The organism is Bremerella sp. JC817 (assembly GCF_040718835.1).
Taxonomy (GTDB): domain Bacteria; phylum Planctomycetota; class Planctomycetia; order Pirellulales; family Pirellulaceae; genus Bremerella.
This window is the reverse complement of record NZ_JBFEFG010000281.1, coordinates 733,086-756,887: the sequence shown is the minus strand read 5'-3', so window position 1 is coordinate 756,887 and position 23,802 is coordinate 733,086. Positions and strand designations below refer to the sequence as shown.

Annotated in this window: 18 protein-coding genes; 7 read left to right on the top strand and 11 right to left on the bottom strand. The window is 56.7% G+C overall.

What is annotated here, in order from left to right:
• Positions 1-242 precede the first annotated feature (242 nt).
• Genes AB1L30_RS26005 through AB1L30_RS25995 form a run of 3 tightly spaced genes read left to right on the top strand, consistent with a single transcriptional unit; the run spans position 243 to position 3,957 of the window.
• On the top strand, positions 243-1,421 hold the full coding sequence (locus AB1L30_RS26005; protein ID WP_367017405.1) for a substrate-binding domain-containing protein: 1,179 nt from the start codon (positions 243-245) through the stop codon (positions 1,419-1,421).
• 11 nt (positions 1,422-1,432) lie between these two features.
• Positions 1,433-2,944: a sugar ABC transporter ATP-binding protein gene (locus AB1L30_RS26000; RefSeq protein WP_367017403.1), complete on the top strand. Its 1,512-nt coding sequence runs from the start codon at positions 1,433-1,435 to the stop codon at positions 2,942-2,944.
• 14 nt (positions 2,945-2,958) lie between these two features.
• A complete protein-coding gene (locus AB1L30_RS25995) occupies positions 2,959-3,957 on the top strand; it encodes an ABC transporter permease (protein WP_367017401.1) in 999 nt (332 codons plus the stop codon).
• A gap of 45 nt (positions 3,958-4,002) precedes the next feature.
• Here the strand turns inward: AB1L30_RS25995 and purQ are convergent, their stop codons facing one another.
• The 4 genes from purQ to AB1L30_RS25975 all read right to left on the bottom strand — a co-directional run bounded on the left by purQ (position 4,003) and on the right by AB1L30_RS25975 (position 9,916).
• Entirely contained in the window at positions 4,003-4,782 is a 780-nt protein-coding gene (purQ, locus tag AB1L30_RS25990) for a phosphoribosylformylglycinamidine synthase I (RefSeq protein WP_367017399.1), read from the bottom strand.
• Positions 4,783-4,805: 23 nt separating this feature from the next.
• Positions 4,806-7,730, bottom strand: a complete 2,925-nt coding sequence (purL, locus tag AB1L30_RS25985) for a phosphoribosylformylglycinamidine synthase subunit PurL (RefSeq protein ID WP_367017397.1) — start codon at positions 7,728-7,730, stop codon at positions 4,806-4,808.
• On the bottom strand, positions 7,711-8,568 hold the full coding sequence (locus tag AB1L30_RS25980) for a prephenate dehydrogenase/arogenate dehydrogenase family protein (protein WP_367017395.1): 858 nt from the start codon (positions 8,566-8,568) through the stop codon (positions 7,711-7,713). Before AB1L30_RS25980 ends, purL begins: the two co-directional genes overlap by 20 nt.
• A 196-nt stretch (positions 8,569-8,764) precedes the next feature.
• Entirely contained in the window at positions 8,765-9,916 is a 1,152-nt protein-coding gene (locus AB1L30_RS25975) for a hypothetical protein (protein WP_367017393.1), read from the bottom strand.
• Between the two features lie 309 nt (positions 9,917-10,225).
• Between AB1L30_RS25975 and AB1L30_RS25970 the strand changes: the two genes are divergently transcribed.
• Positions 10,226-11,284 (top strand): type II secretion system F family protein, encoded by a 1,059-nt coding sequence (locus AB1L30_RS25970; protein WP_367017391.1) that lies wholly within the window; start codon positions 10,226-10,228, stop codon positions 11,282-11,284.
• A gap of 72 nt (positions 11,285-11,356) precedes the next feature.
• Here the strand turns inward: AB1L30_RS25970 and AB1L30_RS25965 are convergent, their stop codons facing one another.
• From AB1L30_RS25965 to AB1L30_RS25935, 7 genes are all read right to left on the bottom strand, one after another.
• The gene (locus tag AB1L30_RS25965) at positions 11,357-13,081 is read right to left on the bottom strand and encodes an SPFH domain-containing protein (protein WP_367017389.1); all 1,725 of its coding nucleotides are present in this window, start codon (positions 13,079-13,081) and stop codon (positions 11,357-11,359) included.
• A gap of 121 nt (positions 13,082-13,202) precedes the next feature.
• The gene (locus AB1L30_RS25960; RefSeq protein ID WP_367017387.1) at positions 13,203-13,838 is read right to left on the bottom strand and encodes a hypothetical protein; all 636 of its coding nucleotides are present in this window, start codon (positions 13,836-13,838) and stop codon (positions 13,203-13,205) included.
• A 195-nt stretch (positions 13,839-14,033) separates the two neighbouring features.
• Complete coding sequence (locus AB1L30_RS25955) at positions 14,034-14,603, bottom strand: hypothetical protein (protein WP_367017385.1); 570 nt, start codon at positions 14,601-14,603, stop codon at positions 14,034-14,036.
• Between the two features lie 119 nt (positions 14,604-14,722).
• A complete protein-coding gene (locus tag AB1L30_RS25950) occupies positions 14,723-15,286 on the bottom strand; it encodes a hypothetical protein (RefSeq protein WP_367017383.1) in 564 nt (187 codons plus the stop codon).
• 32 nt (positions 15,287-15,318) lie between these two features.
• Complete coding sequence (locus tag AB1L30_RS25945) at positions 15,319-16,011, bottom strand: hypothetical protein (protein WP_367017382.1); 693 nt, start codon at positions 16,009-16,011, stop codon at positions 15,319-15,321.
• Between the two features lie 66 nt (positions 16,012-16,077).
• Entirely contained in the window at positions 16,078-17,394 is a 1,317-nt protein-coding gene (locus AB1L30_RS25940) for a lactate racemase domain-containing protein (protein WP_367017380.1), read from the bottom strand.
• Positions 17,395-17,577: 183 nt separating this feature from the next.
• Positions 17,578-19,038 carry a leucyl aminopeptidase gene (locus AB1L30_RS25935; RefSeq protein WP_367017378.1) on the bottom strand — a complete coding sequence of 487 codons (1,461 nt, stop codon included), beginning with the start codon at positions 19,036-19,038 and terminating at the stop codon, positions 17,578-17,580.
• A 151-nt stretch (positions 19,039-19,189) separates the two neighbouring features.
• Here AB1L30_RS25935 and AB1L30_RS25930 point away from each other — a divergent pair, with 151 nt between their 5' ends.
• The 3 genes from AB1L30_RS25930 to AB1L30_RS25920 all read left to right on the top strand — a co-directional run bounded on the left by AB1L30_RS25930 (position 19,190) and on the right by AB1L30_RS25920 (position 23,514).
• A complete protein-coding gene (locus tag AB1L30_RS25930) occupies positions 19,190-19,861 on the top strand; it encodes a hypothetical protein (RefSeq protein ID WP_367017376.1) in 672 nt (223 codons plus the stop codon).
• Between the two features lie 108 nt (positions 19,862-19,969).
• On the top strand, positions 19,970-21,343 hold the full coding sequence (locus AB1L30_RS25925) for a hypothetical protein (protein ID WP_367017374.1): 1,374 nt from the start codon (positions 19,970-19,972) through the stop codon (positions 21,341-21,343).
• A gap of 128 nt (positions 21,344-21,471) precedes the next feature.
• Positions 21,472-23,514, top strand: a complete 2,043-nt coding sequence (locus AB1L30_RS25920; RefSeq protein WP_367017372.1) for a hypothetical protein — start codon at positions 21,472-21,474, stop codon at positions 23,512-23,514.
• Positions 23,515-23,802 lie beyond the last annotated feature (288 nt).

The window sequence follows — 23,802 nt, the reverse complement described above, 5'->3', positions numbered from 1 at the left end:
CCGGGACCAGCGAGACTTCGGTATCGCTGGTCCTTTTTTTTGCGCCGATGGCAGGAATGGTTTCTGGCTACCGCTTTCGTTGAGTCTGTCGGCTGTAAGGAAACGATGGGAAACAGCTTGCGCCCTGTTGCTCATTAATGCCGGAGATAGTTGCCTTGAGGTTGTTTGCGGCTTAAGATAGCGTTTTTCTCGTCTATTTTCGTTGTTTTCCCCTCGCGTTATCTCCTCGAAGGATTCGACCCGTGAAACGACTTCCCAGTTTGTTGCTGGTCTTGCTGGTAGCGACCGCCATGGTCGGTTGTCGGGCCAAGACCGAAAGCCCCACGACGGGCAGCGGTGGTTATGACTTTCCCATCGAGGCAGGCAAGTACCGGATCCTCGGCATCCGTACCGACAACACCGACCATGCCCGAGCGAAGCAGAACGCAGAGTCCGCGATCGGCAATAACCCGAACTTGAAGGCGATGGTGGGGCTGTGGGCTTACAATCCTCCCATGATCCTGAGTGCCGTTGAAGGTGCCGGCAAGGTTGGTGAGATCGAGATCATTGGCTTCGACGAAGATCCGGTCACGCTCAAAGGAATTCAAGAAGGCAAGGTTTACGGCACGGTCGTGCAGCAGCCGTTCGTGTTTGGCTACAAGTCGGTCGAGTTCCTTTCGGCAATGGCTCGCGGGCAAGATCTCGACATCCCAGAAAGCAATTTGATCTTCGTGCCGTTTAAGTCGATCCGAAAAGACAACGTCGACGAACTTCAGGCTGAACTCAACCGCATCAAGGCAGGCAACGGCACGCCACCACCCAACAATCAGCCCAACTACGACACCAGCAAGAAGGTGAAGATCGCGTTTCTTACCAACACGGTCGATCCATTCTGGAACTATGCCGAAGAGGGCGTTCGCGTGGCCGAACCGATCTTCAATGCGGAATGCGAAGTCTATCATCCGCCAAACGGTACCCAGGAAGAACAGAAGCGTTTCATCGAACGCAAGATTGGGGATGGCTGCGTTGGTCTCGCGATGAGCCCTAGCTCGCCTGCCAGTCAAACCAGCCTGATCAATAAAGCCGTCGATGCGTTCGAGGGGAACGTGATCTGTCACGACTCGGACGCACCGCAAAGCGAACGCAAGTTCTACATTGGCACGCACAATTACCTGGCTGGCCGCGAAGTGGGACGCCTGGTGAAGGAAGCGATTCCCGATGGTGGCGATGTCATGATTTTCGTTGGCATGATGGAGCAGTTGAACGCCCAGGAACGCAGCGCGGGCGTCATCGACGAATTGATGGACAAGCCGATCCCGCCTGAGATCGCCAAGTACATGCCCAAGGAAGAACCAGCCGAAGAGACACCTGCCGAAGCGCCTGCCGTGGAAGAAGCGCCGATGAAGTCGGACGAAGCCACCGCAACGGAAGCGGGAAGCTAAGGTCTCGTTCTATGAATGCCGCGCCGGTTCCGTTCCTGGAAGTCGACCAGGTCTCGAAGCGATTCCCTGGGGTGAAGGCCTTGTCCGAGGTCTCGCTTCAGGTCGGCGTCGGGGAATCGATTGCCGTCATCGGCGAGAACGGCGCCGGCAAGAGCACGCTGATGAAGATCCTGGCGGGGATCCAGCAGCCCGATAGCGGCACGATTCGGATCGATGGCAAACCGGTCGAGATCCGCGGCGTTACCGATGCCCAGCGGCTGGGGATCGCCTTGATCCATCAAGAGCTGAACCTTTGCGATAACCTTTCGGTCGGGGCGAACATTTACCTCGGCCGCGAACCACGCAAGTTCGGCTGGATCGACCAGGCAGCGGTAAATGCCAATTCGCGGAAGTATCTGCACCAAGTGGGGCTCGATATCGATCCTCGCAAACCGCTCGCCGAGCTTTCGATCGGACAGCAGCAACTGGTGGAGATCGCCAAGGCGTTGTCTTGCAACGCTCGCCTGCTGATTATGGACGAACCAACCTCCAGCCTTTCGGCTCGGGAAGTCGAGCGCTTGTTTGAGGTGATTCAGTCGCTGCGGGCCGATGGCGTCAGCATCGTTTACATCTCGCACCGCTTGAGCGAAGTGCATCGCGTCTGCGATCGTGTCGTCGCCCTGCGTGACGGTCAGAACAGCGGCGGGCTCAGCCGCGAAGAGATCTCGCACGACAACATGGTGCGACTGATGGTCGGGCGCGAGCTCGATCAGTTCTATGCCCATCAATCACAAACGCCGGGCGATGTCGTTTTGCAAGCAAAGTCGCTCCGAACGCATGCCCATCCTGCTCACGAGATCAGTTTTCAGTTGAAGGCTGGCGAGATCGTTGGCCTGGCCGGTTTGGTCGGGGCAGGGCGGACCGAACTGTTCGAGACCCTGTTTGGCGTTCACCCGCCCGTTGGCGGAACGGTGGAGGTCGCCGGCAAGTCGGTCGCGATTCGATCGCCACGCGATGCGATTCGGCACGAGGTGTTTCTCGTCCCGGAAGACCGCAAGGCCCAAGGGCTGGTCTTGCCGATGGATGTCGGCCAGAACACGTCGCTGCCGGGGCTGCATCGCTTGTCGTTTCTCTCGTGGATCGATCATGGCAAAGAACAGCGCCTGATCGACGACATGATCAAGCGGATGCATGTGAAGACGCCCAGCTCGCGACAGATCATTCAATATCTGAGCGGGGGCAATCAGCAGAAAGTGGTCATCGCCAAATGGCTGGCGATGCATCCCAAGGTGCTTCTGCTGGACGAACCGACCCGCGGGATCGACGTTGGGGCGAAGCACGAGATCTATGAACTGATGGAAGAGTTGGCCCGGAACGGGGTGGCGATTCTGTTTGTTTCGAGCGAGATGGAAGAGATCCTGGGCATGGCCGATCGCGTGCTGGTGATGCACGAAGGGGCCTTGGCCGGCGAACTGACCCGCGACCAACTCAGTGAAGAGTCGGTCATGAATTTGGCAACTGGACAGAAGCTGACGGCGGTTTGAAAGAGAAGCACTGAATGCTCAAGAATATCGTTCTTTTCCTGTTGATCTTCGCCATCTTCGGCGTGACGGCCGCCAACGCTCCGACCTTCGCCAGCGGCTACAACCTCGACATCATGGCGCGGTGGACCGGTCTGTATGGCATCATGGCGATCGGCGCTGCATTCGTGATCATTGCCGGCGGCATCGACCTGTCGATGGGCTCGATGGTCGCCCTGGTTGGCGTGCAGTTCGGCATTCTGATCAACGATCAAAACATGGATCCGTACCTGGCCATGGTGATCGTTTTGGTCGGTGCCATGTTGATCGGTTTAGGCTACGGGCTACTGATCACCAAGCTGAAACTGCAGCCGTTCGTGGTCACGCTTTGCGGTTTGCTGGTCTTGCGGAGCCTCGCTCGCTTTCTCGCCCAGGACAACAAGATCTCGAACTTCGTCCGGCCAGAAGGAGGAACCGACATCGCGTATCTCACCAACTGGCACATTCCTTACCTCGGCATTCCTTTGCCCCTGGTGATGCTGGCGGTGATCGCGATTGTGTCGTCTTTGGTGCTGAACAAGACGACGTTCGGCCGCTATTTGAAAGCCCTGGGGAACAACGAACAAGCGGCCCGGTTCAGCGGGATCAACACCGACTGGATCACGATCTCGGCCTACATGATCTGTGCGTTGATGGCAGGGATCTCGGCGATCTTGTTCGCGATCGACCTCAACAGTGTCGGCCCGAACGAAGCTGGGACGTTCTACGAACTGTATGCCATCGCCGCGGCAGTGCTGGGTGGTTGTAGTCTGCGTGGCGGTACTGGATCGATTCTCGGCGTGGTGCTGGGAACCGCGATCTTGCGAGAGCTTTACCAGGCGATCGAAACGTTGGAGTTCTCGGAACTGGAAGGTACCGTGATCGGCGTGGTGATCCTGGTCGGGGTGATCGCCGACGAGATCATCCGCCGCGTGGTCGATGCCCGGCGGCGGAAACGCGAAGCGAATGCTTCGAGTGAGATAGCGGCCAGCGGCTAGTTGACGTTCAGGTTCAACCAGCCGCAAAGCTTGGCAGATGAACTTCTAGGCGAAGTACTCGACCGCATTCTGAAACAACTTCAATCCGTCGCCAGGGCTGTTGCCTTCACCGCGAGTCCAACGCGGATGATGCGTGCGATCGATGTAGCGTTCAGGATGCGGCATCAGACCGAAGATTCGACCCGTCTCGTCGCAGACGCCAGCAACATGACGCTGGGCACCGTTCGGATTGTCGGGGAACGAGACCGAATCTTCCCCATCGCGATCTGCGGTATAAGTCAAGCAAAGCTGCTGACCAGCTTCCAGGGCGTCCAAGGTCGCTTCGTCGCGAGCCATGAAGCGTCCTTCGGCGTGAGCCACCGGGAGGTACATCTGATCGATGTCCTTCAGGAAGACACACTTGCTGCCGGAGGTCTTCAGGTTCACCCAGCGATCCTGGAACATCTGGCAGTCGTTCCAGGCCAACGTACTGGCAGGCAAGCCACGTTCGTCGTCGGCTAGAAGCAAACCGGTTTTGATCAGGATCTGGAAACCGTTGCAGATCCCCAGAATCAGCTTGCCGTCGTCGTGGAATTGCTTGACGGCATCCATCAAGTGGTGACGAAACAGGCTGCCGACAATCCGGCCGGCCGAGATGTCGTCGCCATAGCTGAACCCGCCTGACAACGCCAGGATCTGGTAGTCGTTCAGGATCTCAGGCTTTTCGAGGATGCGATTGAGGTGAATACGATCGGCCACGGCTCCCGACTGCTCGAAGGCGTAGGCCGTTTCGAGGTCGCAGTTGGTACCGGGAGAGCGAATCAACAAGGCTTTAGGCTGAGCCATCGGGTGAATTCTTTCCTTGTCACTTACCAATTCAGGGGAGCTTGCCAAGCCTGTTTCAACAATTCGATCGGCTCGTCGAGCAACGTCAGTTCGCCTTGTTGGACGACCAGTTCCTTGTGCTCGGCGACTTGACCGATGTGGGCGAATGGAGCACCGGCCAGGGCGGCTTCAAACTCAGCGGCCGACGATTCCGGTACTTCACAGACGAAGCGGGTATTCGATTCGCTGTAAAGCAGCGTGATCGCCGTTGGATTGTCGAGTTGGTGTGGGATCTTATCGATCGACACGCTCGCACCGACGCCACCAGCAAAAGCCATTTCCGCCAGAGCGATCGCCAGGCCACCTTCCGACAAGTCGTGACATGCCCGAACGGTACCGGCCTGGATCGCGGCGTGAATACCGTTGAAGACCGTCTTCGCCAGATCGGTGTCGACCTGCGGAACCTGGCCACCCGACTTGCAGTTGACCAGCGACCAGTGCGATCCCCCCATTTCATCCTTGGTCAGACCGACCATGTACAACCGGTTGCCCGGCGACTTGAGGTCCATCGTCACGCAGGTCGAAACGTCGTCGACTTGCCCCATGGCACTGATCAGCAAGGTCGGCGGAATGGCGATCGTTTTCTTATCGCCATGGTCGTCGAAGTAGCTGAATTCGTTGTTGAGGCTGTCTTTACCGCTGATGAATGGCGTTCCGAGAGCAACCGCCAGATCGCGACAGGCCAGGGCGGCACGCACCAGGCTGCCCAGCGTTTCTGGACGATCGGTATAGCCCCAGCAGAAGTTGTCGAGAATGGCGACCCGCGATGGATCGGCACCCACGGCCACGCAGTTGCGGATCGCTTCGTCGATGGCGCTGGCAGCCATGTCGTAAGTATCAAAGTCACCGAAATGCGGGTTCATGCCGCACGACAGGACGATACCCTTACGGCTGTTGAGCACTGGGCGAACGACGGCGGCGTCGCTCGGGCCATCGTTCTTCACGCCGACCAGTGGCTTGATTACGCTGCCACCTTGGACCTCGTGGTCGTATTGGCGGATGATCCATTCCTTGCTGGCGACATTGAGCGAACTGAGGATCTTTCGCAGATCGTCACCCACCGAGTCGACCGCTTCGGAATTGATTTCCAGGGGAGCCAGGGTCGGCGGAGTGTAAACGGCGTCGCGAACGATCGGTGGGCGACCGTCATGCAGGAATCGCATGTCGATCTCACCAACCTTATTGCCATTGTAAGTCAGCGTCAGGTTGCCAGTCGGGACGAACTTGCCGAGCACGACCGCCTCGCTACCTTCCGACGCGAAGAGGGCTTCCAACTCTGGCCATTTGTCTTCTGGCACGGCCAGGACCATACGTTCCTGAGCTTCGCTGATCCAGATTTCCGTATAGGACAAACCTTCGTACTTCAGCGGAGCCTTTTCGAGCCACACTTCCGCACCCAGTTCTTCACCCATTTCGCCGACGGCACTCGAGAAACCACCGGCACCGCAGTCGGTGACCGCGTTGTACAGCTTGCGGTCGCGAGCTTCGAGCAGGACGTCGAGAACCATCTTTTCAGTGATCGCGTTACCGATCTGGACGGCACCACCGCTGAGCGATTCGCTTTCGCTGGTCAGCTCGGCCGAACTGAACGTGGCACCATGGATACCATCGCGACCGGTACGTCCACCAACAGCGACGATCAGGTCGTTCGCTTTAACTTCTTTGAACGACATATCGACCGGAATCAGACCGACGTTGCCGCAGTAAACCAGCGGGTTACCCAGGTAACGTTGATCGAAGTAAACGGCACCATTAACCGTGGGGATCCCCATACGGTTGCCGTAATCGCGGACGCCGCTCACAACACCCTTCATCACGCGACGCGGATGCAGGACGCCTTGCGGCAGGCTACCGGGGTCGGTTTCTGGTGGTGCGAAGCAGAAGACGTCAGTATTGCAGATCGGCTTGGCACCCATGCCGGTGCCCATCGGGTCGCGGATCACGCCGCCGATGCCGGTGTTGGCACCACCGTAAGGTTCGAGGGCACTTGGATGGTTGTGCGTTTCGACCTTGAAGCAGATGTTGTATTCGTCGTTAAACTTGACGATACCGGCGTTGTCTTTGAAGACGCTGACGCACCAGTCTTCTTCGCCCAGCGTTTTGCGGATCTGCTGCGTGGCGGCGAAGATCGTTTCCTTCAACATGTTGTCGAAACGAAGCTCTTGCTTTTCGTCTTTATAGGCGATCTTGCCAGCCAGTGTTTTGTGGCTGCAGTGTTCGCTCCAGGTCTGAGCGACCGTTTCCAACTCGATGTCGGTGGGATCGCGGCCCAGTTCCTGGAAGTAGTTCTGAATGGTCTGCATTTCGACCAGGGTCAGGTAAAGCTGGCCTTCTTTGCTCAGGCGTTCCAGCCCAGCATCGTCCAAAGCACGGATACCGACCGTCTTCAGCTCGAACGGCTGCGACTTGCCAAACGAGAGGCGATCGAGATCGATCGGGCCTTGGATGACCTGTTCGACCGAATCGTTCGCCAAAAGCTTGGTGACCAGACGCTCGGTCTGGGCATCGTCGAGACCGCCAATCCAGTACTTACGGAATGTGCGAACCGCTTCGGCTGGTTTTCCAAAGTCGGCGATTGCGGCCTGGGTACTTTGGGCGACCGGATCCATCACGCCAGACTTGGGCATGACATGAATCAGTCGGTCGTAGTTTTTCGCCGGTGCTTCTGCCAGGATCGCCTCGCCGGCCTGGGCGACGACGCCCCGTTCCACGACGTTATCGACCAGCAGTTGGTCCGCCAGCAGCTTGATGTGATCCGCATCGAAATCGGCTTGGACGAGAAATCCGTGGGCCGTGGCAATTTCGAGGTGGGTGGCAATTTGCAGGTCTTCGGCGTCGGCAACGATGGCGGCAGCCAATCGATCCACATGTCCCGAAGCGGGATAGATATCAACTTCCCACAATGTCACGGTGGTGCTTTCCCTGTTTTAAGAGCTTGATCCAGTGCTCGTCCTGACCCGCTTCCAGCGATGCCCGGAAGGCAGTCAGCAATTTCTCAAAGTTCGCTAGCGACTGCAAGACGTGGCCCCGATTGGTGGTGAGGATCTGACGCCACAAATCGATGTCGCCAGCGGCAATTCGCGTGGTATCGCCCCAACCGGTACTTGTTAGCGGAAGCATCGATTCTGGGGTCGATGCCGCCAGCAATGCGGCAATAACGTGGGGCATGTGGCTCGTAACCGCGACCGAAGCATCGTGCTGGGCCGGGCTCATTTCCATGACGGTCGAACCGAGAGATTCCCAAAATTTGCGGACAGTCGCCTGGGCGGTTCGATCGGTTTCAGCGACTGGCGTAACAATTGTGACCCGATCTTGAAACAGATTGGCCACGGCATGTTCCGCCCCGCTTTTGTCACTGCCGGCCATGGGGTGGCTGCCGACGAAGTAAACATCTTTCCGGCCTCGAATCGACTCGCTCGAATGGAGGGTGTCGACAATCTCCTGCTTGGTGCTGCCGGCATCGGTAATGATGGTGCCAGGCTGGCAGAAGGGGACCATCTGTTCGATCATCGGAACGATCGATTCGACGGGAGAGCAGACCACCACCAGGTCGGCTCCACGAATGCCTGCTTGCCAGTCGGTCGTTCCCTCGGTGATGCAGCCGAGCCGTTGGGCCCGCGAGAGCTTCTCTTGGCTACGACCAATCCCGACGACTTTGGCAGCGACGTTATGTTTTCGCGCGGCTAAGCCAATCGAGCCACCAATCAGCCCAACGCCGAAAATCGCGATTTGTTGGAATTCAGGCATGTGTGGGGAATTTAAGGGGAACCAGGCAAACAAGATGGAGCCGAGATTATAGCAAGAATCCACCGCTTAGGACGACCAGTCCTGGCGATTTCGGGGGAACTTATCGCCTGCCATGCCCCCCGGAAAACGACAAGAGCCTGGATGGACGCGCCAGCCAGGCTATTGGAATTGTTTGATACGACTGTGTCGTTTTCGATTACTGCTTGTTCGGCATGCGAACCAGCGTCATCGGATGGGTCGTGCCGTCGCCATAATGCACGACGACTGGGGTTTCTGCTTCGGTCAGGCTCTTTACGTCGGTTTGGAAGACCACTTTGTCATTCTTGGCCACGTGCCAGGCAACTTCCTGGGTTTGCTTGTTGACCGAACCCGTCAGCGGCTGGCTATTGTCGGACAGCACGTTGTAATACGAGCCACCGATCTGACCACTCTTGCTGACGGCGAGTTGCATCAGCATCTGGGCCTGAGTCTGGTCTCCTTCCACCAACGCGTACACGCCCAGTGGCATCCACTCTTCGTCCGACGGGGCAGGGCCCGGCTGCGACAACTGCAGTGTGGCTTCGGCATTGACCGGAGTCGCTGCCGTGCTGTCGGTTGAGTAGACCACCGTATTGTTGTTGTAGGTATAGCTAACCGGAGTTGTCGACATGCCGACGACCCAGCCGGTCACCGCACCCCAACTGGCCGCCGCCCAGGCATCGGCATGTGGGTACTGATAGTGGAACGCATTTGGATGAGCCGCGTACCACTGTGGCGAGAATGGTTCTGGCTGATTGGCCAGGTGCTGATTCACGTTGTTGTAGATCTCGTTCGAGCGATCCGAAACGTTCTGCTTCGTTTCGTCGATCTTCGGCTGCAATTCGTTCTTTTTGTCTTGGATCTGCTGCTGGTGATCGCCGGTGGGCTCGCGTGTTCCGTCGGACAGACCGAGGAAGTTTTGCAGCTTGTCTTGCGAAACGGCATCACCACGTTGGAAGTTGCCGGAACCAGGCTGGAACGACTTTCCTTCCAGCAGGTTCGACAGCTTGTCTTGCCCTTGCGGACGAAGGTTGCCGAGATCGCCTCCGCCTGAGTTCAATCGGCCCGAAAGGTCGCCACCAGCACGGCCGGAAAGGTCACGGCTGCCAGAGCTGAAATTGCCTGAGCCGATGTTGCCACCCAAGTTGACGCCAGGGCTGATATTAGGGGAAGGGCGGCTTCCGCCTGTAAGGCGACTGCCACCCAGATCGGCACCACCACCTCCACCACCGCGACGCCCACCGCCACCACGTGGTCCGGCTTGAGTTTCCGCAACAAACATAGCCAACGTGGCTACGGCGACGATTCCAAACAGCGTCGGGCTTTTCATGATGGTCTTCCCAGATCGATAGCGAGCAATGATGACGAGAATGCAGTCGACGATGGTCGACGATTCTTTCCACAACCATAGGACTAACTCGCCCGTAAGATGGAGGGTTTCAGGTCTCTTTAATAAAAGATCTCGAATTAGTGATTCCGTAACGGGTGGCAACTGCGCGACAAGCATGGCTGGCAAAATCAGTGCAAATCGCACGAACTGAACGTTTTGCGGGGGGATTGCGAATCGTTCCGCCCTGTTGCTTTGCACCGAGGTCTTATCGATGATGGAAACCATCGCCGACAACGCTGGAAAACCGACATGCTCTTTTCGCCTCGCATCAGCACGGACAACCTGGTTCGATTTTGTCGCCGGATTGGCAATCAATTCCAGGCCGGCGTCGACGTGCGACGCATCTTCCAGCGCGAAGGAGAACGAGCCAGCGGTACGCAGCGACGCATGATGCTCGACATCCTGGAACTGATCAACGAAGGCACCGCTCTGCCAGACGCGATCGACTGCACCGGGAAATACTTCCCAAAGCTATTCCGCCAGATGGTTCGCCTGGGTGACGAAACGGGCAAGCTTGGAACGGTCTTCCTGGAAATGGCCGATCAGTACGAACAACAAGTCACCATGCGACGGACATTCGTCAAAGGGGTGACGTGGCCTCTACTGCAATTGATTGTCGCCATCTTGATTGTGGGGGCATTAATTCTGGTGCTCGGTTTTCTGCCGAAGGTCAATGGCAAACCGATCGATGTACTGGGTCTCGGGCTGATCGGGATGGAAGGCCTGGCGATCTATTTCTCGGTCATCGGGATGTTCATCTTCTTCATCTTATGGACCTACATATTGTGGACTCGTGGCAATTTGAGCTTCCTGCAGCTTGATCGAGTCGCGATGAGTATCCCGGTCCTCGGCAGCCCGATCCGGACGTTGTGTCTGCAGCGGATGTCGTGGGCGATGGCGATCACGATCGGTGGCGGCATGGAGATTCGCCGGGCGATGCGGCTTTCGCTGGAAGCGACCCATAGTCGGTATTACATGCGATTCGCCGATCAGGTTGATCGAGAACTGTTGGCGGGGGAAGAGATTCACGACATCCTTCGCCGTACCGGAAGCTTTCCGGTCGACTTTCTCGATGTCGTCGAAACGGGCGAGATCTCAGGCATGTTGGCCGAATCGATGGACAAGCTGGCGTCGCTCTATCAAGAGAAAGCGAAGGCTGCCCTGCATACGCTGACAGTTTTGGGCGGGATGCTAGTGGGGCTGATCGTTTCCGGGTTGATCATCATGGTGATCTTCCGCCTCTTCGGCTTCTATATTGGCCAGATCAACGACGTGCTCGAGAACCCGCTGGGCGATCCTCGTCGTTAGTGCCACCACGAAAAAAGCCCAGGCAATGTACCTGGGCTTTTCTTATTTGGACGCGGACTAAGGACTTCGGCGTTAGTTGGCCGAAGGTTCCGTTTCGGTTGGGCTGCTCTTGCCGTTGGCGAGCGATTCGGGATCTTCCGCATAGCGAATCAACGCTTCCGGCAGTTCGATGCCACCGATGTCTTTCATGACTTGCATCATCGGAGGCAGCGTCTTGGCCATGCCGCTGAGCCAGTCAGCGGTGTTCGAGCGGCCATTCTGATTGCCACCTTCCCAGACGACGACCTTGTCGAACTTGATGTTCGAGATTGCCTTGGCACTCGATTCGGCCAGGTTGTCGAGGTGTTCCAGCAGCATGAGTTGGAACGCTTCTTTGCTGCCACCGCAAGCTTCGACGATTGCCTTCAAACCGGCACCCTTCTTGGCGAGCTTTTCGTATTCACCGCGAGCTTCCGCTTCCAACTTGGCGAAGATGGCGTCGGCTTCAGCTTCCGCCAGGATACGGCGACGGGCAGCTTCGGCGGCCGAATCGACTTCGATCTTGGCCTTTTCGGCTTTAGCCGGTGCTTCGAGCAAGGCACGCTTTTCCGCTTCCACACGTTCGGCTTCGGCAATGGCTGCCTTCGCCAACGCACGGTTCTCGGCTTCTTTCACCGCACCTTCGGCTTCCTTACGGCGGATTTCACCCAGCTCGTACGCTTCGGCACGTTTGACGGCCAGTTCGGCCTTCGAGGCAGCGACTTTGGCTTCCGAGTGGTTTTCCCCTTCGATGGCCGAGGCATCCGCTTCGGCGATCTTGATACGCTTTTGACGTTCGGCGTCTTTGACCGCAGCTTCCCGCTCGAACTCGGCGTTACGTTCACCAATGATGGCCGCGGCATCGGCATCGGCGATACGAATACGCTTTTCACGCTCCGCGTGTTTGACCTGGGCTTCTCGTTCGTACTCGGCGGCGCGTTCACCGACGGTTTGTTCTTTGTCGAGTTCGGCGATGCGGATCGCTTGTTCTCGTTCCGCTTCACGCGTGCCAATCATTCGGGCCTTGGTCGCGTTGGCGACTTCCACTTCTCGTTCGCGCTGGGCTTGAGCGACGCGAATTTCACCCATCTTTTCGTTTTCGGCAACGTCACCACGGGCCTGTTGAATGGCGAGCGAGGCAGCCTTCTGGCCGATGGCGTCGATGTAGCCCGACTCGTCGGTGATGTCGGTGATGTTCACGTTGATCAGGCAGAGGCCGATCTTGTTGAGTTCAGGTTCCAAGCTGCGTTGGATGTGTTCCAGGAACGTATCGCGGTCGCGGTTGATTTCTTCGATCCGCATCGAGGCGATCACCTGACGCAGTTGGCCGAAGATCAGTTCTTCTGCCTGCTTGCGAATTTCGTTGGTGGTCAAACCGAGCAGACGGACGGCGGCGTTATCCATGACGCCGGGGGTGGTACCGATGGCGACCGTGAAGCAGCTGGGCACATTGACGCGGATGTTTTCCGACGACAGGGCACCACGCAGCGGGATTTCAATTTGAATCGGTTCCAGGCTCAGGTAGGCGTAGTCCTGGATCAGCGGGATCACAAACTTCGCACCACCATGCACCGTTTGAGCCGACTTGCCACCGCCGGTGCGACCATAAACAACCAGCACACGGTTGCTCGGGCAACGCTTGTACTGGCTCTTCAAGATCATCAGAAACGTGACGAAACCCATCACCGCCAGAATGGCAATGATCGAGATGATCCCCATGGTCGTGCCGAAGAAACTGAACATTCCTTCGCCTTGGGCAAGCATTGATACGGTTTGCATGAGATGAATTCCTTGGTGACAGGGCTCGGTGCCGGTACGGTCCGCGCGCAGCGGCATCTAGATATGTGTAGGTTACGAAGACCCCAACCTGGGGAAATCGATAGAAGTCGAAGCGTATTTTCTAGGTGGTTTGTGCCGGTTGTTCCGGTTGCGCGGAACCAGGCCGAACTTCCACTTCGGTCACCAGCGGCACCACCAGCACGATGGTCGGGCTGAGCACTTCGACGACCTGAACCGGAGTTCCGGTCGTCAGCCTGGTCTCGGCCGTCGTTTGAGCCGCGTATTCGACAATCTGATCCTGAACGCGGATCTGAATCTTGCCGACCCCTTCCTGATGCGGAGGGATCGGGATGTAGACGGTACCGTTTTCGCCCACCGAGTTGGCAATGCGAACGGTGCCGTCCTGAGCCAGTCGCAGCATCACCAACATCAGCCAGTGCACGGCATACATGGCCGCGATGCCAAATGCGACGGCGATGGCGAACGAAACCGGTTCATTCAAGCCGGCAGAAAGACAGGCCAGACCGGCAAGGCCGAAGAAGGTGAACGCGGTCACGAGCGTCTTGAACGAAATCACCCCGAACAAAGCAGTCGAGCCATGCGCATCGCCGGTGTAGTCATCCGGAATGTCGTCGGGGATCTCGTCCGGCAGGTCGGTTCCTTCCAGCCCGATGCCCACGACCGCCAGCAGAAACTGGAGGACGAAAATCGTTCCAGCCACAACGGCACAGCCGAAAAACACCCAGTACAAGGACATTGGACCGACCTTTCCACAAAGACGAGCAGTTCAAACTAGTAGTATCACCCGGGTATTCGCCGCGGCTGCGGGAATATTGGTAGCAATTTCGGGTTTTGCGACCGGGGTTAGGCTTCTGCTCGTATCTTGGGGTACGGCCTGGGACCCGTCAACGAAAATCCCCGGCAAAGCCAAGCTAGTCGAGGGGGTAAATGCTTACTGAGAGCCAAGTTTGCTCAACGTTTCCGGCAACTCGATGTTGCGGGGAAGCTCAGGCAGAATCGTATAAATCTGGTCCTTCGTCTGGTCGTTGTAATCGACGTAGGTCCACTTATCCGATCCGACCTTTCGCATGCCAACCATCGCCCCCTTCTGGTCGAGTGAGTCATCGGGAAACGTGGCATGGGCCTCGGTCGCAATGACGGCGAACTCATATTGCGGAGTGCGATAGAACTTCGGTTCCCCGACAGGAACAAACCGGTCGTAGTTCAGTTGCAGGGCTGTAACCTGATCGAAGATCAACTGCATCAACTCGCGAGCCTTTTCCTTGCCACCCATCATCTTCAATGTGTTGGGATGCGTCAGTTCCAGCAGTGGATCGATCTCTTGGTTCAAGGTCGCGTCGATCAAGCGTTTGGTATCGCTCAAGACCTTTTCCGACTCGGCCGAAACGTAATCGGGAGCGGTGATCGGTTCAGCCTTCGGTTTCTGCTGGCAACCAACAGTTAGCAAAAACGAGGCAACGAGCAGAACGGCAGAAACTTCCAGGCGATGGAAAAGCAACATAACGAACCCTGGCATGAAATAGAAAGAGATCGGGGCACCGACAGTTTACCTCCCGATCGGCATGCGAGCCAATCGAAACGAGTCTCTCGTCCACAATTCCATCCCGCGGATCGACCAATCTACGGATCGTGATAGGTGGCGGTGCATTCTGGCAGGGGAATGTTCTTGGGAATTTCAGGGAAGAGCAGTTCGATAAACTGCCGTGAATGTTGCCAATTGATAGTGAAGTCGAGATAGCTCCACGCCGTTTCGTCCTTGGCCCGCACACCCAGCAAAAAGCCTCGCTGCAAGACCTGGCCATCGGCGTAAGCAACGACCGCCTCGGTCGGAACGACAACCCAGTCGTGCTGGCGAGACTGATAGAACTCGGCATTCGAAGCGACGACCATCTGCTGGATACGAACCGAATCGGATTCTAGATCGTTGAGGATATCTTGATATCGGTCGTAGTAGTTGCGATCACTTTCTGCCGAGGTGACCTCAAGCGGAAGCATCGATCGGACGATGCCAAAATCCTTTTGCTGAAGGGCTGTGAAAATAACGGCCGTGTCAGAGTCAACCGAGGAGTTCTCTTTGGCGACCCACCGCGAATCGATCACCCTGGAAGCAGGATTGAATCGTCCCAGGCTACAAACGATCAAGACGATCACCAACAACAGAGCTCCCGCATAGACCTTGAGCATCGGCGACTTCACACCATGTTGGAGGCGGGGTGTTACTTTGGCAGTTTCAAATCTTCAGGAGGGGTCGGCATCTTGGGCAGCAGGCTCTCGAATTCTTCTTCCTTGATCTGGGTGGAATTCTTGACCAAAGGAAGTGGTTGCTCGACCGGGAAGTCGGAAAAGAGTTTCTGGATATCTTCCTGTTCGAGCTTCGTGCCGTCGAGGTAACGCCAGGTGTCGTCGTTCTCCTCGCGAATGCCAATGTAGAACGACTCGGACTTCACGATACCGCCCACCATCCTGATCTGAGTTTCGACGGGTACGATCGCAAACTGATGCTGCTTACCCTCGACGAAAATAGGCCGATTGGGAAATGCGAAGCTGAATTCTGGCTTGAACATTTTGAGGCCGCCTAACGCTTTTTTCGCTTGCTTCAGCCCCTTACTGAACTCCTCGCGTGATCCGATCCGCCGATCGAATGGCTTGGGATGAAGAAGCTTTAAAGCTGTTTCGCTGTCAGCTTCTAACATCGCCATGTCCAATGTTTGTATATCTTTCTGAAGCCGTTTTTCCGTTTCCGTCAGCGGTGCCTCGGCGGCAGGCTCTTCAGCAAAGAGCCCATGGGAAACGCCTAGTAGGCCGAACGTGACGATAGCGGTAAGCAACAGACGTGGCATCAGGAAAGTTCCTGCAAACGAGTTATGAGAAGGTCGAGGTTTTGTACCACGCCGTTTCAACCCATGCAAAAAGAAAGGGCCACTTCCGAAAGAATGCGGCCCTTTTCATGGAACGGTAGGTCATGTCGCCAATGACTAGGCTTCGTCTTTGGCGAAGCCTGACTTGCGATTGTACAGCTTGTCTTTGGTGCTCCAGAGACCTGCCGATGGCGTCGCGATGAAGAAGATCTCTTCGCCGTCGGGCATCGTGTTGAAGCCTTCCTTCATGGTATCGATCGGGTAACGCTTCAGTGTTTCTTCGTAGTCGGCGTAAGCGAAATTGACCTGTTCGACTTCTTCCTTGGTCAAGTGACCAGGGGCATAACGAATGGTGAAGCGATCTTCCGAAGTACCATGCATCAAGTGAGCCGTGCCGTGGGCCAGGTCCTGCATGTCTTCGTTCTCCTTGTAAAGCTCCAGAATCTTGGGCGTTGGCTGATAGCCATACTTACGGATCAGTGCGTCGACGTCTGGCTGCTCGCCGAAACGCTTCAGGCCTGGGGCGATCACCAGCAGTTCGCCGCCGTCGGCCAAAGCCATGCGCGTACGATAGACGCTCTTGTTGGCGACCCAGGTGCTGAAGAACTCGTCCCCCTGCATCACGCAGACGATCTTCTGGATCGGCTTGTCGAAGACGGTGATGTTTTCCGCACGCGACTGCTTGGCGGCATTCAAATAGGTTTCCAGATCGTCGCCGATGTGGACGCCGGTATGAACCAGTTCGCCTGCTTCGTTCCGAGCCAGAACGACCTGAACGTAGAAGTCTGGCAGGTCGCCGAGCATCTCGTCTTCCGCCTTATTGAAGACGGCACGAACCGGCGTGATCAGGTTGCCGAGGTTGTTTTCGATCCCGCAACTGGCGGCCATCATGTGGCTGGTGCAGATCAGGTCTTTACCGGCCAGGCCGATGAAGTAGTTCTTGTTGTGGTTGGCGAAACCAAGCACTTCGTGTGGAACGACGTGACCGATGTTGATGATCAGGTCCCACTTTTCTTCCATCAGCATCTTGTTGAGCCAGATCGGAATGGCCCAGTCGGCGGCGCCGTCGCTGATTTCCTTGACGAACTCGGCCGAGATCTCGCCCACCTTCACGCAGCCATCGCGCCAGTCGTGCGGGTGAATGATTTCGTTGGGGATCTCGCCGAACATCTGCTTGTTCTGTTCGGGGGTATGGGGTTCGTGCTGACCAAGCGTTGGGATCACGTGGATCTCGGCTTCGTCCTTCAGTTGCTGCCAGAAGTACTCGGTGATCCAGCCGGAACCGGAGTGCATACGAGTGATGTCGGGAGGAAGCAGCAAGACGCGTTTGGGGGTGCCACAAATTCGTTTCCGAGCCTCTTCAATCGCTCGGTCAAGGATGGCAAGCATCTCTGGCTTTTTGATTTCTTTTGCGGTCTCGGAAATCCAAGGCATAGCTAGGGTCGATCCAAACTGAAGGTGAATGAAAGAGAGTTCTCAGAACTGCAGCGATCTTGGGGCGTGCGGTCCTACACGTTTGTTGGCTAAGCAGTCGAGGCCGGCAGGCAAACGTGCGTTGTCATGGTACCGCACGATCCTCCCCCTGGGATGCGGGGGGAGGATCAGGTACGTAACTTTTTAGCTTGTTGCCTGGCGTCGCGCCAATTCCAGCAACGTTCGAACCGCAAAACCGGTGGCGCCACCACTGCAGTATGGCTTCGGTTTTTCGGCGAAGGAAGGGCCGGCAATGTCGATATGGGTCCAAGGAGTATCGTCGATGAATTCTTCCAGGAACTTGGCTGCGGTAATCGCACCACCCCAGCGGCCGTCGCCCACGTTCTTCACGTCGGCAATCTGGCTTTTGACTTGTTCGCCGAACTCTGGGTACATCGGCAACTGCCACATCTTTTCGCCGGTCGCCAGCGAAGCCTGTTCGATCTCGTGGCACCAGTCAGGTTCGTTGGTCATCAAGCCTGCCGTATCGGTACCCAAAGCCACCACGCAAGCACCGGTCAGCGTGGCGAGGTCGACGATCGCCATCGGCTTTTCATCAAGGGCGACGTTCAGCACGTCGGCCAGCACCAGGCGCCCTTCGGCATCGGTGTTCAACACTTCGATCGTTTTGCCACTGCGCGAAGTCAGGATGTCCCCCAGCTTATAGCTGTCGCCCGAGATCATGTTTTCAACGCACCCGCACAAAGCGACGACGTTGATCGGCAATTTCCAGGAAGCAATCGCTTTGATCGCACCCAGAACGGTCGCGGCCCCCGCCATGTCACACTTCATGGTGATCATGCTATCGGAAGGCTTCAGCGAGAGACCACCACTGTCGAAGGTCACACCCTTGCCGACCAGGGCCAAAGGTGGTTCACCCTTCTTGCCGCCGTTGTATCGCAGGATGACCAGGCGTGGATCTTTGACCGAACCACGGGCCACGGCCAGCAAGCTTCCGCAATTTTCTTCGGTCAGCTTCGCTTTGTCCCAGACTTCGATGTTCAAGTCGTGGTTTTCGGCAACGACGGCTGCTTCTTCGGCGAAGGTCGCCGGATAGATGTCATTCGCACAGCGGTTCACCAGGCTGCGCGTCAGGTTGATCGCGTTGCCCAGAGCGATGCCCTTTTCGAGCACTTCTTCCGTGGCGGAACTCCAAACCAATTCGGCCGGAGCGGTCTGTTTCTTTTCTTTGCGGTATAAGTCCTGACCAGTCACGCCTACCAAGGCGCCGGCGATCGCTTGTTCGATCATTTCCGCAGGCCAGAAGTCATCAAGATAGATGCCAGCCTTCTCGACCTTCTTGGAAGACAACGCCACAGCTGCGGTGGCCGAAGCCTCGTACGCACGTCGCAGATTCAGGTCTTCTTTCTTACCAAGACCGATGGCCAGCACGCGGAGAATTGGCAGTCCGCTGGGTGCCAGGATCGTCGTGACTTCGTTTGGTTTGCCCGTGATATCGCCCGATTCCACTAAACGGGTAATCGAACCACCGATCAAGTTGTCTAATTGATCGGCTGGTGGCGAGAGCGCGTCTTCGTAAACCCCAACTACGATGACGTCGCCCGAGAAATCAGCGATCTTGTTATCGGTACCCGTGACCTTCATCAGCTTTGTCTCTTTAAAACGGTCTGATTATTTGCGCAAGGCTGCCTGCCCTTAACCTCGTATTGTATCGCTGAGAATCATTTCGATACAGTGTGGGACCTTGCGGGGGGCTTGATGCCCGACTCCATCTTTCTTCGACGGGAGAAATTCGATGCGCATCGACCTGGGATTTACAGTCAGCTTGCTGTTTTGCTTGATTCTGACAGAAAAAAGCTTGGCAAATCCGCCGATGGTTCTGGTCGAAATCGCGATGGTCGAACGCGCCATGCCGCCGACAACCGCCAATCCCATCGAGACCGAGCTGAAGGAGTTTCTGGCGGCTCATTCCGATCCCGAGTTCTCGTTAGCTGGGACACTTGCCCGCTGGAAACCGCAGCAGACCAGTCCGGTGCCGGCTCGGTTTAACGTGGTCCGGGTCAAGTTGCCATTGGATGCCGAGATCGAGGTGACCTCGTCCGAGTTCTACGTCCCTGGAATTCCGAATCCGCCAGAACTGAAGAACATGGAACTGCTGAAGATCCTCGATGGCATCGACGTGCGATTGAAGGTCCAACAAGCGGACGAAGGCAAGTTACTGCTGAAGTCGCATTTCTCGCGGCGAGTCCGGCTCGAACTCCCTCCGAAGAAAGTGGGCGAGGCTGACGCCGTCCCTGGGATCGCGACGCTGGGTATCACGCCAGAACTGTTGCTGACGCCTGACGAGCCTTTCGTGATGGGAGGCTTGCTGACGAGCATGGAACATCAAGGAGAGCCGTTGACCACGAAGGCCGTTTTCATCTTCCGGGCACACTTGATCGAATCGCCCGCGACGTTACGCCCCTAAAGGATACCTCTTGTATGTAGTTTGCGTTAAGATGCTTGAGGGGCATTCGCTGGTGGGGTAGATTCCAAGGGTGCGCTTTTCGTTGGCTATCCCATCCAGGTCTTTGCTATGCCTCTCTCTCGTTTTCTCGTCGCTGTCGCGATGCTCGGTATCTTTGCTTCTGCTTGTTGGTGTCAATCGCCCGAGAAGGCTGCCGATTCCTCCACGCCCGATAGCAAGTTCGACGAATTGTTTGCGACGCTGGATGCCAACGGCGATGGCAACCTGAATGAAGGCGAACTCGCCAATATCTCACGTCACCTATTGCAGTCGATGGGGCTGTTTCTCCCTTCTGGGGACGTGAAGGTCCGAATCTCTCGCGAGACTTTTCGTACCTCGCTCGAGAATCTCGCCCAGCAAAAAGTCGCTCAGCAAGAGGCTCGCCATCGCGAGGCCCAATTGCAAAAAGTGCTGGACCAGTACATGGCCGAACAATTGCAAAGTGGCGAGCAGAAGGGTTCCGATGAAGGGGATGAGGAGCCCGCTTCGCTTGAAACAAGTCCGCACGCGGCATTCTTTCGCCAGTTCGATTTGAACGGCGATGGCGTCCTGAACGAAGAAGAGTTGAAGCCGATTCGTGGTATTACGCGCTTCCGCGATGGTGCTTCCCAATTGCCGACTTCCTGGCGAGAGTTGCCGGTTACGTTTTCTGAGTTTCACAACTACTTTGAAAGTTATCGAGGAAGTCGTCAGAGCTACGCCGAGTCGAAGAAGCTGCTTGGCAAATGGATCGAATACAAGCAGGAGCTTGCCGCGGAAGTCGGGGACACGACGGAAGAAGTCGCCCCGGCCGAGCCGGTCGAAGCGGTCGCGGTGGCTGCCGAGCCGAAGACAGAAACGACGACAACGCCGGAGTCGGAATCGCTTGCGTTTGATATCGTTCTGCTGACCCGCGTCAGCGCGGAAATGCCGCAGCAAACGTTGGCGGAAGCAGTGAGTGGCGTCCTGAAGTCGCCAGGGCCATCGATCCCAACTCGGTTGGTTCCGTGGCTGGCCGACGCCGAGAATGCCGAGGTGAAGCTGGTCGACTACTTCGAGGCAAAAACCTTGGTCGATCAGCCATTTGTTCTTCAGCAAGGAAGCCGTAAGCCAGCCGTCAGCGGAACTTCGGTCACGACGCGTGGTCGTCAAGTTGCCCATCAGTTGATGAACTTGGGAACCCTGGTCAGTGGCACCGCAGGCCATCTTTCATCCTCGAAGACCTTGGTTTTGAGCCTGAAATTCGAGAAGTCGGCCATGATCCCTGGCAAAATTACCTTGGGGAAAGAGGCAGAGGATGAGGAAGCATCCGGCGACGCGACACCAGAGATCGATGGCGTGTCGACACTCGACATCAGCGGCATCATGGAACTGTCGCAGGGAAAGCCAGTCGTTTTCAATTCGACCAGCCGACTGACCAGCGAAGGCTTTGAAGAACTGGTGATTCTGGTCGAGTGGAAGTAACGCCGGGCGTACATGCCTTTCGAGAGAAAAATCGGCAGCGTGCCTGGTTTGAGCGAATTGTTTGCAGGTCCGTTGCCAGGGGGGTAACTTGAAGGGGCGCGAATAGCTCTCTTGCTTGGAGATCCCCCATGTTCTTCCGCCGATTAATGGCAAGTCTGCTGATCTTGCTGAGTGCCGGAATCGTTCACGCCCAGGTCGGTGGCGTCGGCGAATTGAGCTCGAACTCGGTTCGCAAGTACCAAGAGGACTTCTTCAAGTCCGACGCCGACGAGAATGGCGTCCTCGACCAGGCCGAGGTCGAGACCTATCTGGTTCCGTTTCCGGCCGAGATAAAGACGATTCTGTTTCAGAAGCTGAAAGCACGACCAGGAGAAACCAAGGTTACTTTGGCCGATCTGCTGGACGCTGCCACGCTGACGAAGAAGCAAATCGGCTACGATCCGCGGGCAAGCATCGCCTACCGAATCGCTTTCGAGAAACGCTACGACGCCAACCAGGATGGCAAGCTCGATGCGGAAGAGGTCGAGCAGATGGGGCCGCCTGATCTGCGCGAGATCGTGAAGAAGACGAAACTGGCCGCGAACCCCGATGGCGTTCCGTTCGATCAGTTCATGGAAGCGTTTGGCGATTTCATCCGGATCACCGAGATTCGTCGAGCTCTCGAAACGTCGCGGACCCGAATGTTTCCAGCCGATATCGATCTGCTGAAGAGTCGACTTGCTCAGCTAACGCAGTACGACCAACCGGCCGCCCAGGCGAAGGTCGCTGAAGCGGGCACCACGGAAGCGGAAACTTCGGAGAAGGAACCGGCCGTGTCCGTGCTTCAAGATAATCCGCATCGCGATTACTTCGCGACATTCGATACCAATGGTGACGGCAAGCTTTCCGGTGAAGAGTTTGAACGGCTCCCCAATCCAGTCCGTCGACAGTTTGAACCGAGGATCGGCGAAGAAGCGTCAATTTCGTTCGAGCAATTTCACGACTTTCTGGAATTGCTGCGTGACCATGAGGCGCGGTTCCGAGCAGAGCGAGAGCGACAAGAAAAAGAGTCGCAGGCAGAAGCCGATCGCGAGCGACAGTTCCGCGATTACATTCAGCAGAGGAGTCAGCTACCTGAAGAGGACGTCGCCGTTGATCTGCAGGAAAGCCCACACCGCGACTATTTTCGCGACCTCGACAGCGATGGCAATGGCTTGCTTCAAGGAGAGGAACTGAAAGTTCTCTCGCCCCGCATGACCGAAAATCTATCGCGACGTTATCCCGTGGCGTGGAGCCGCAAAGGAGTCACGCTCGCTGAATTTCACCAGTTTTGGGAGGAACGCCGCGAAGGGCTGAAGCTTACCAGAAAGAAGCAGCAGGAAGAGCAGCGCTATACCGATCACCTGATGTCGTTGCTCCCGGAAGGGGAAGCGGTGAAGGAGATCGCCGACGCAGTGAAAGCCCCGGACGAGCCGAAGTCCGATGTGGTCGAAGTGCCACGCGTTCGGCGGGCACCACCTGCGGCAGAGAAAGAGGCGGCCTCTGCGGTCATGGCGGTAGATGTTGTCCTGCTGAAACGCACGGTAACATCTGGTTTACCCTACAAAACACTGACCGAGGAAATCGAGCCGATGCTCAAAATGGATGGGCCATCGATTCCTACTCGAATGGTGAAATGGATGGAAAAACCGGGGCACGAAGCCATTGGTCTGTCCGATTATTTCCAGGTGAAAGCAACCGCCGGCGAGCAAATTCAAATTCAACAAGGTAGTCGCGAACCCTCGCAAACGTCGTCCAGTGGTCGCGGGGCGAACTATTCATTACTGAACGTTGGCACACTGATAAGCGTCCTGGCCAAGCCGATTGGTGAGGAGTCGATCTTGGTGCATGTCGACTACGAGAAGTCGTATATCGTGCCTGGTCAAAAAGTCGAAAAAGAAGAACCAACCGATGAGCCCAAGACCGAGGAAAGGCGACCGGCAACCACACGCGAGGAATTCGAGCAAGCGATCCGAGGCGGCCGTGGTTTCGGTGGAACGCCCGATCCTAATTTCGTTCCTGACTCGATCGCCACGCTGACGGCCGCTGGCTCGGTACAGCTTCGCCCAGGCAAGCCGGTAGTGCTGACCGAAGTCGGTCGGATGAAAGGGGATCAATTCGAGGAGATCGTGATCGTCGTCGAATGGAAATGACCTGAGGGCGAATGCACCGCGCATTAAAACACCACGGCAACCGAATTCTGCCGTGGTGTTTTGTTTTTTCGTCAGTAGTGGGAATAGCGACTGCAAATCGAGATTGGCTTCGGTCATGCGGATCTTCGCCAATGCTAATTGCACAAAGTCGACGCGGCATTGGATGGGCCGCGCGGCAGCCCTCGAAGGTCGCGAGGCTGGATTCAAGAGAGCAAGTAAACTTAAGAGCCATAACTTCCAACGGTCGCGCAAAACGTTTATGGTGACGCAGAGTCGCAACGGGAAAGC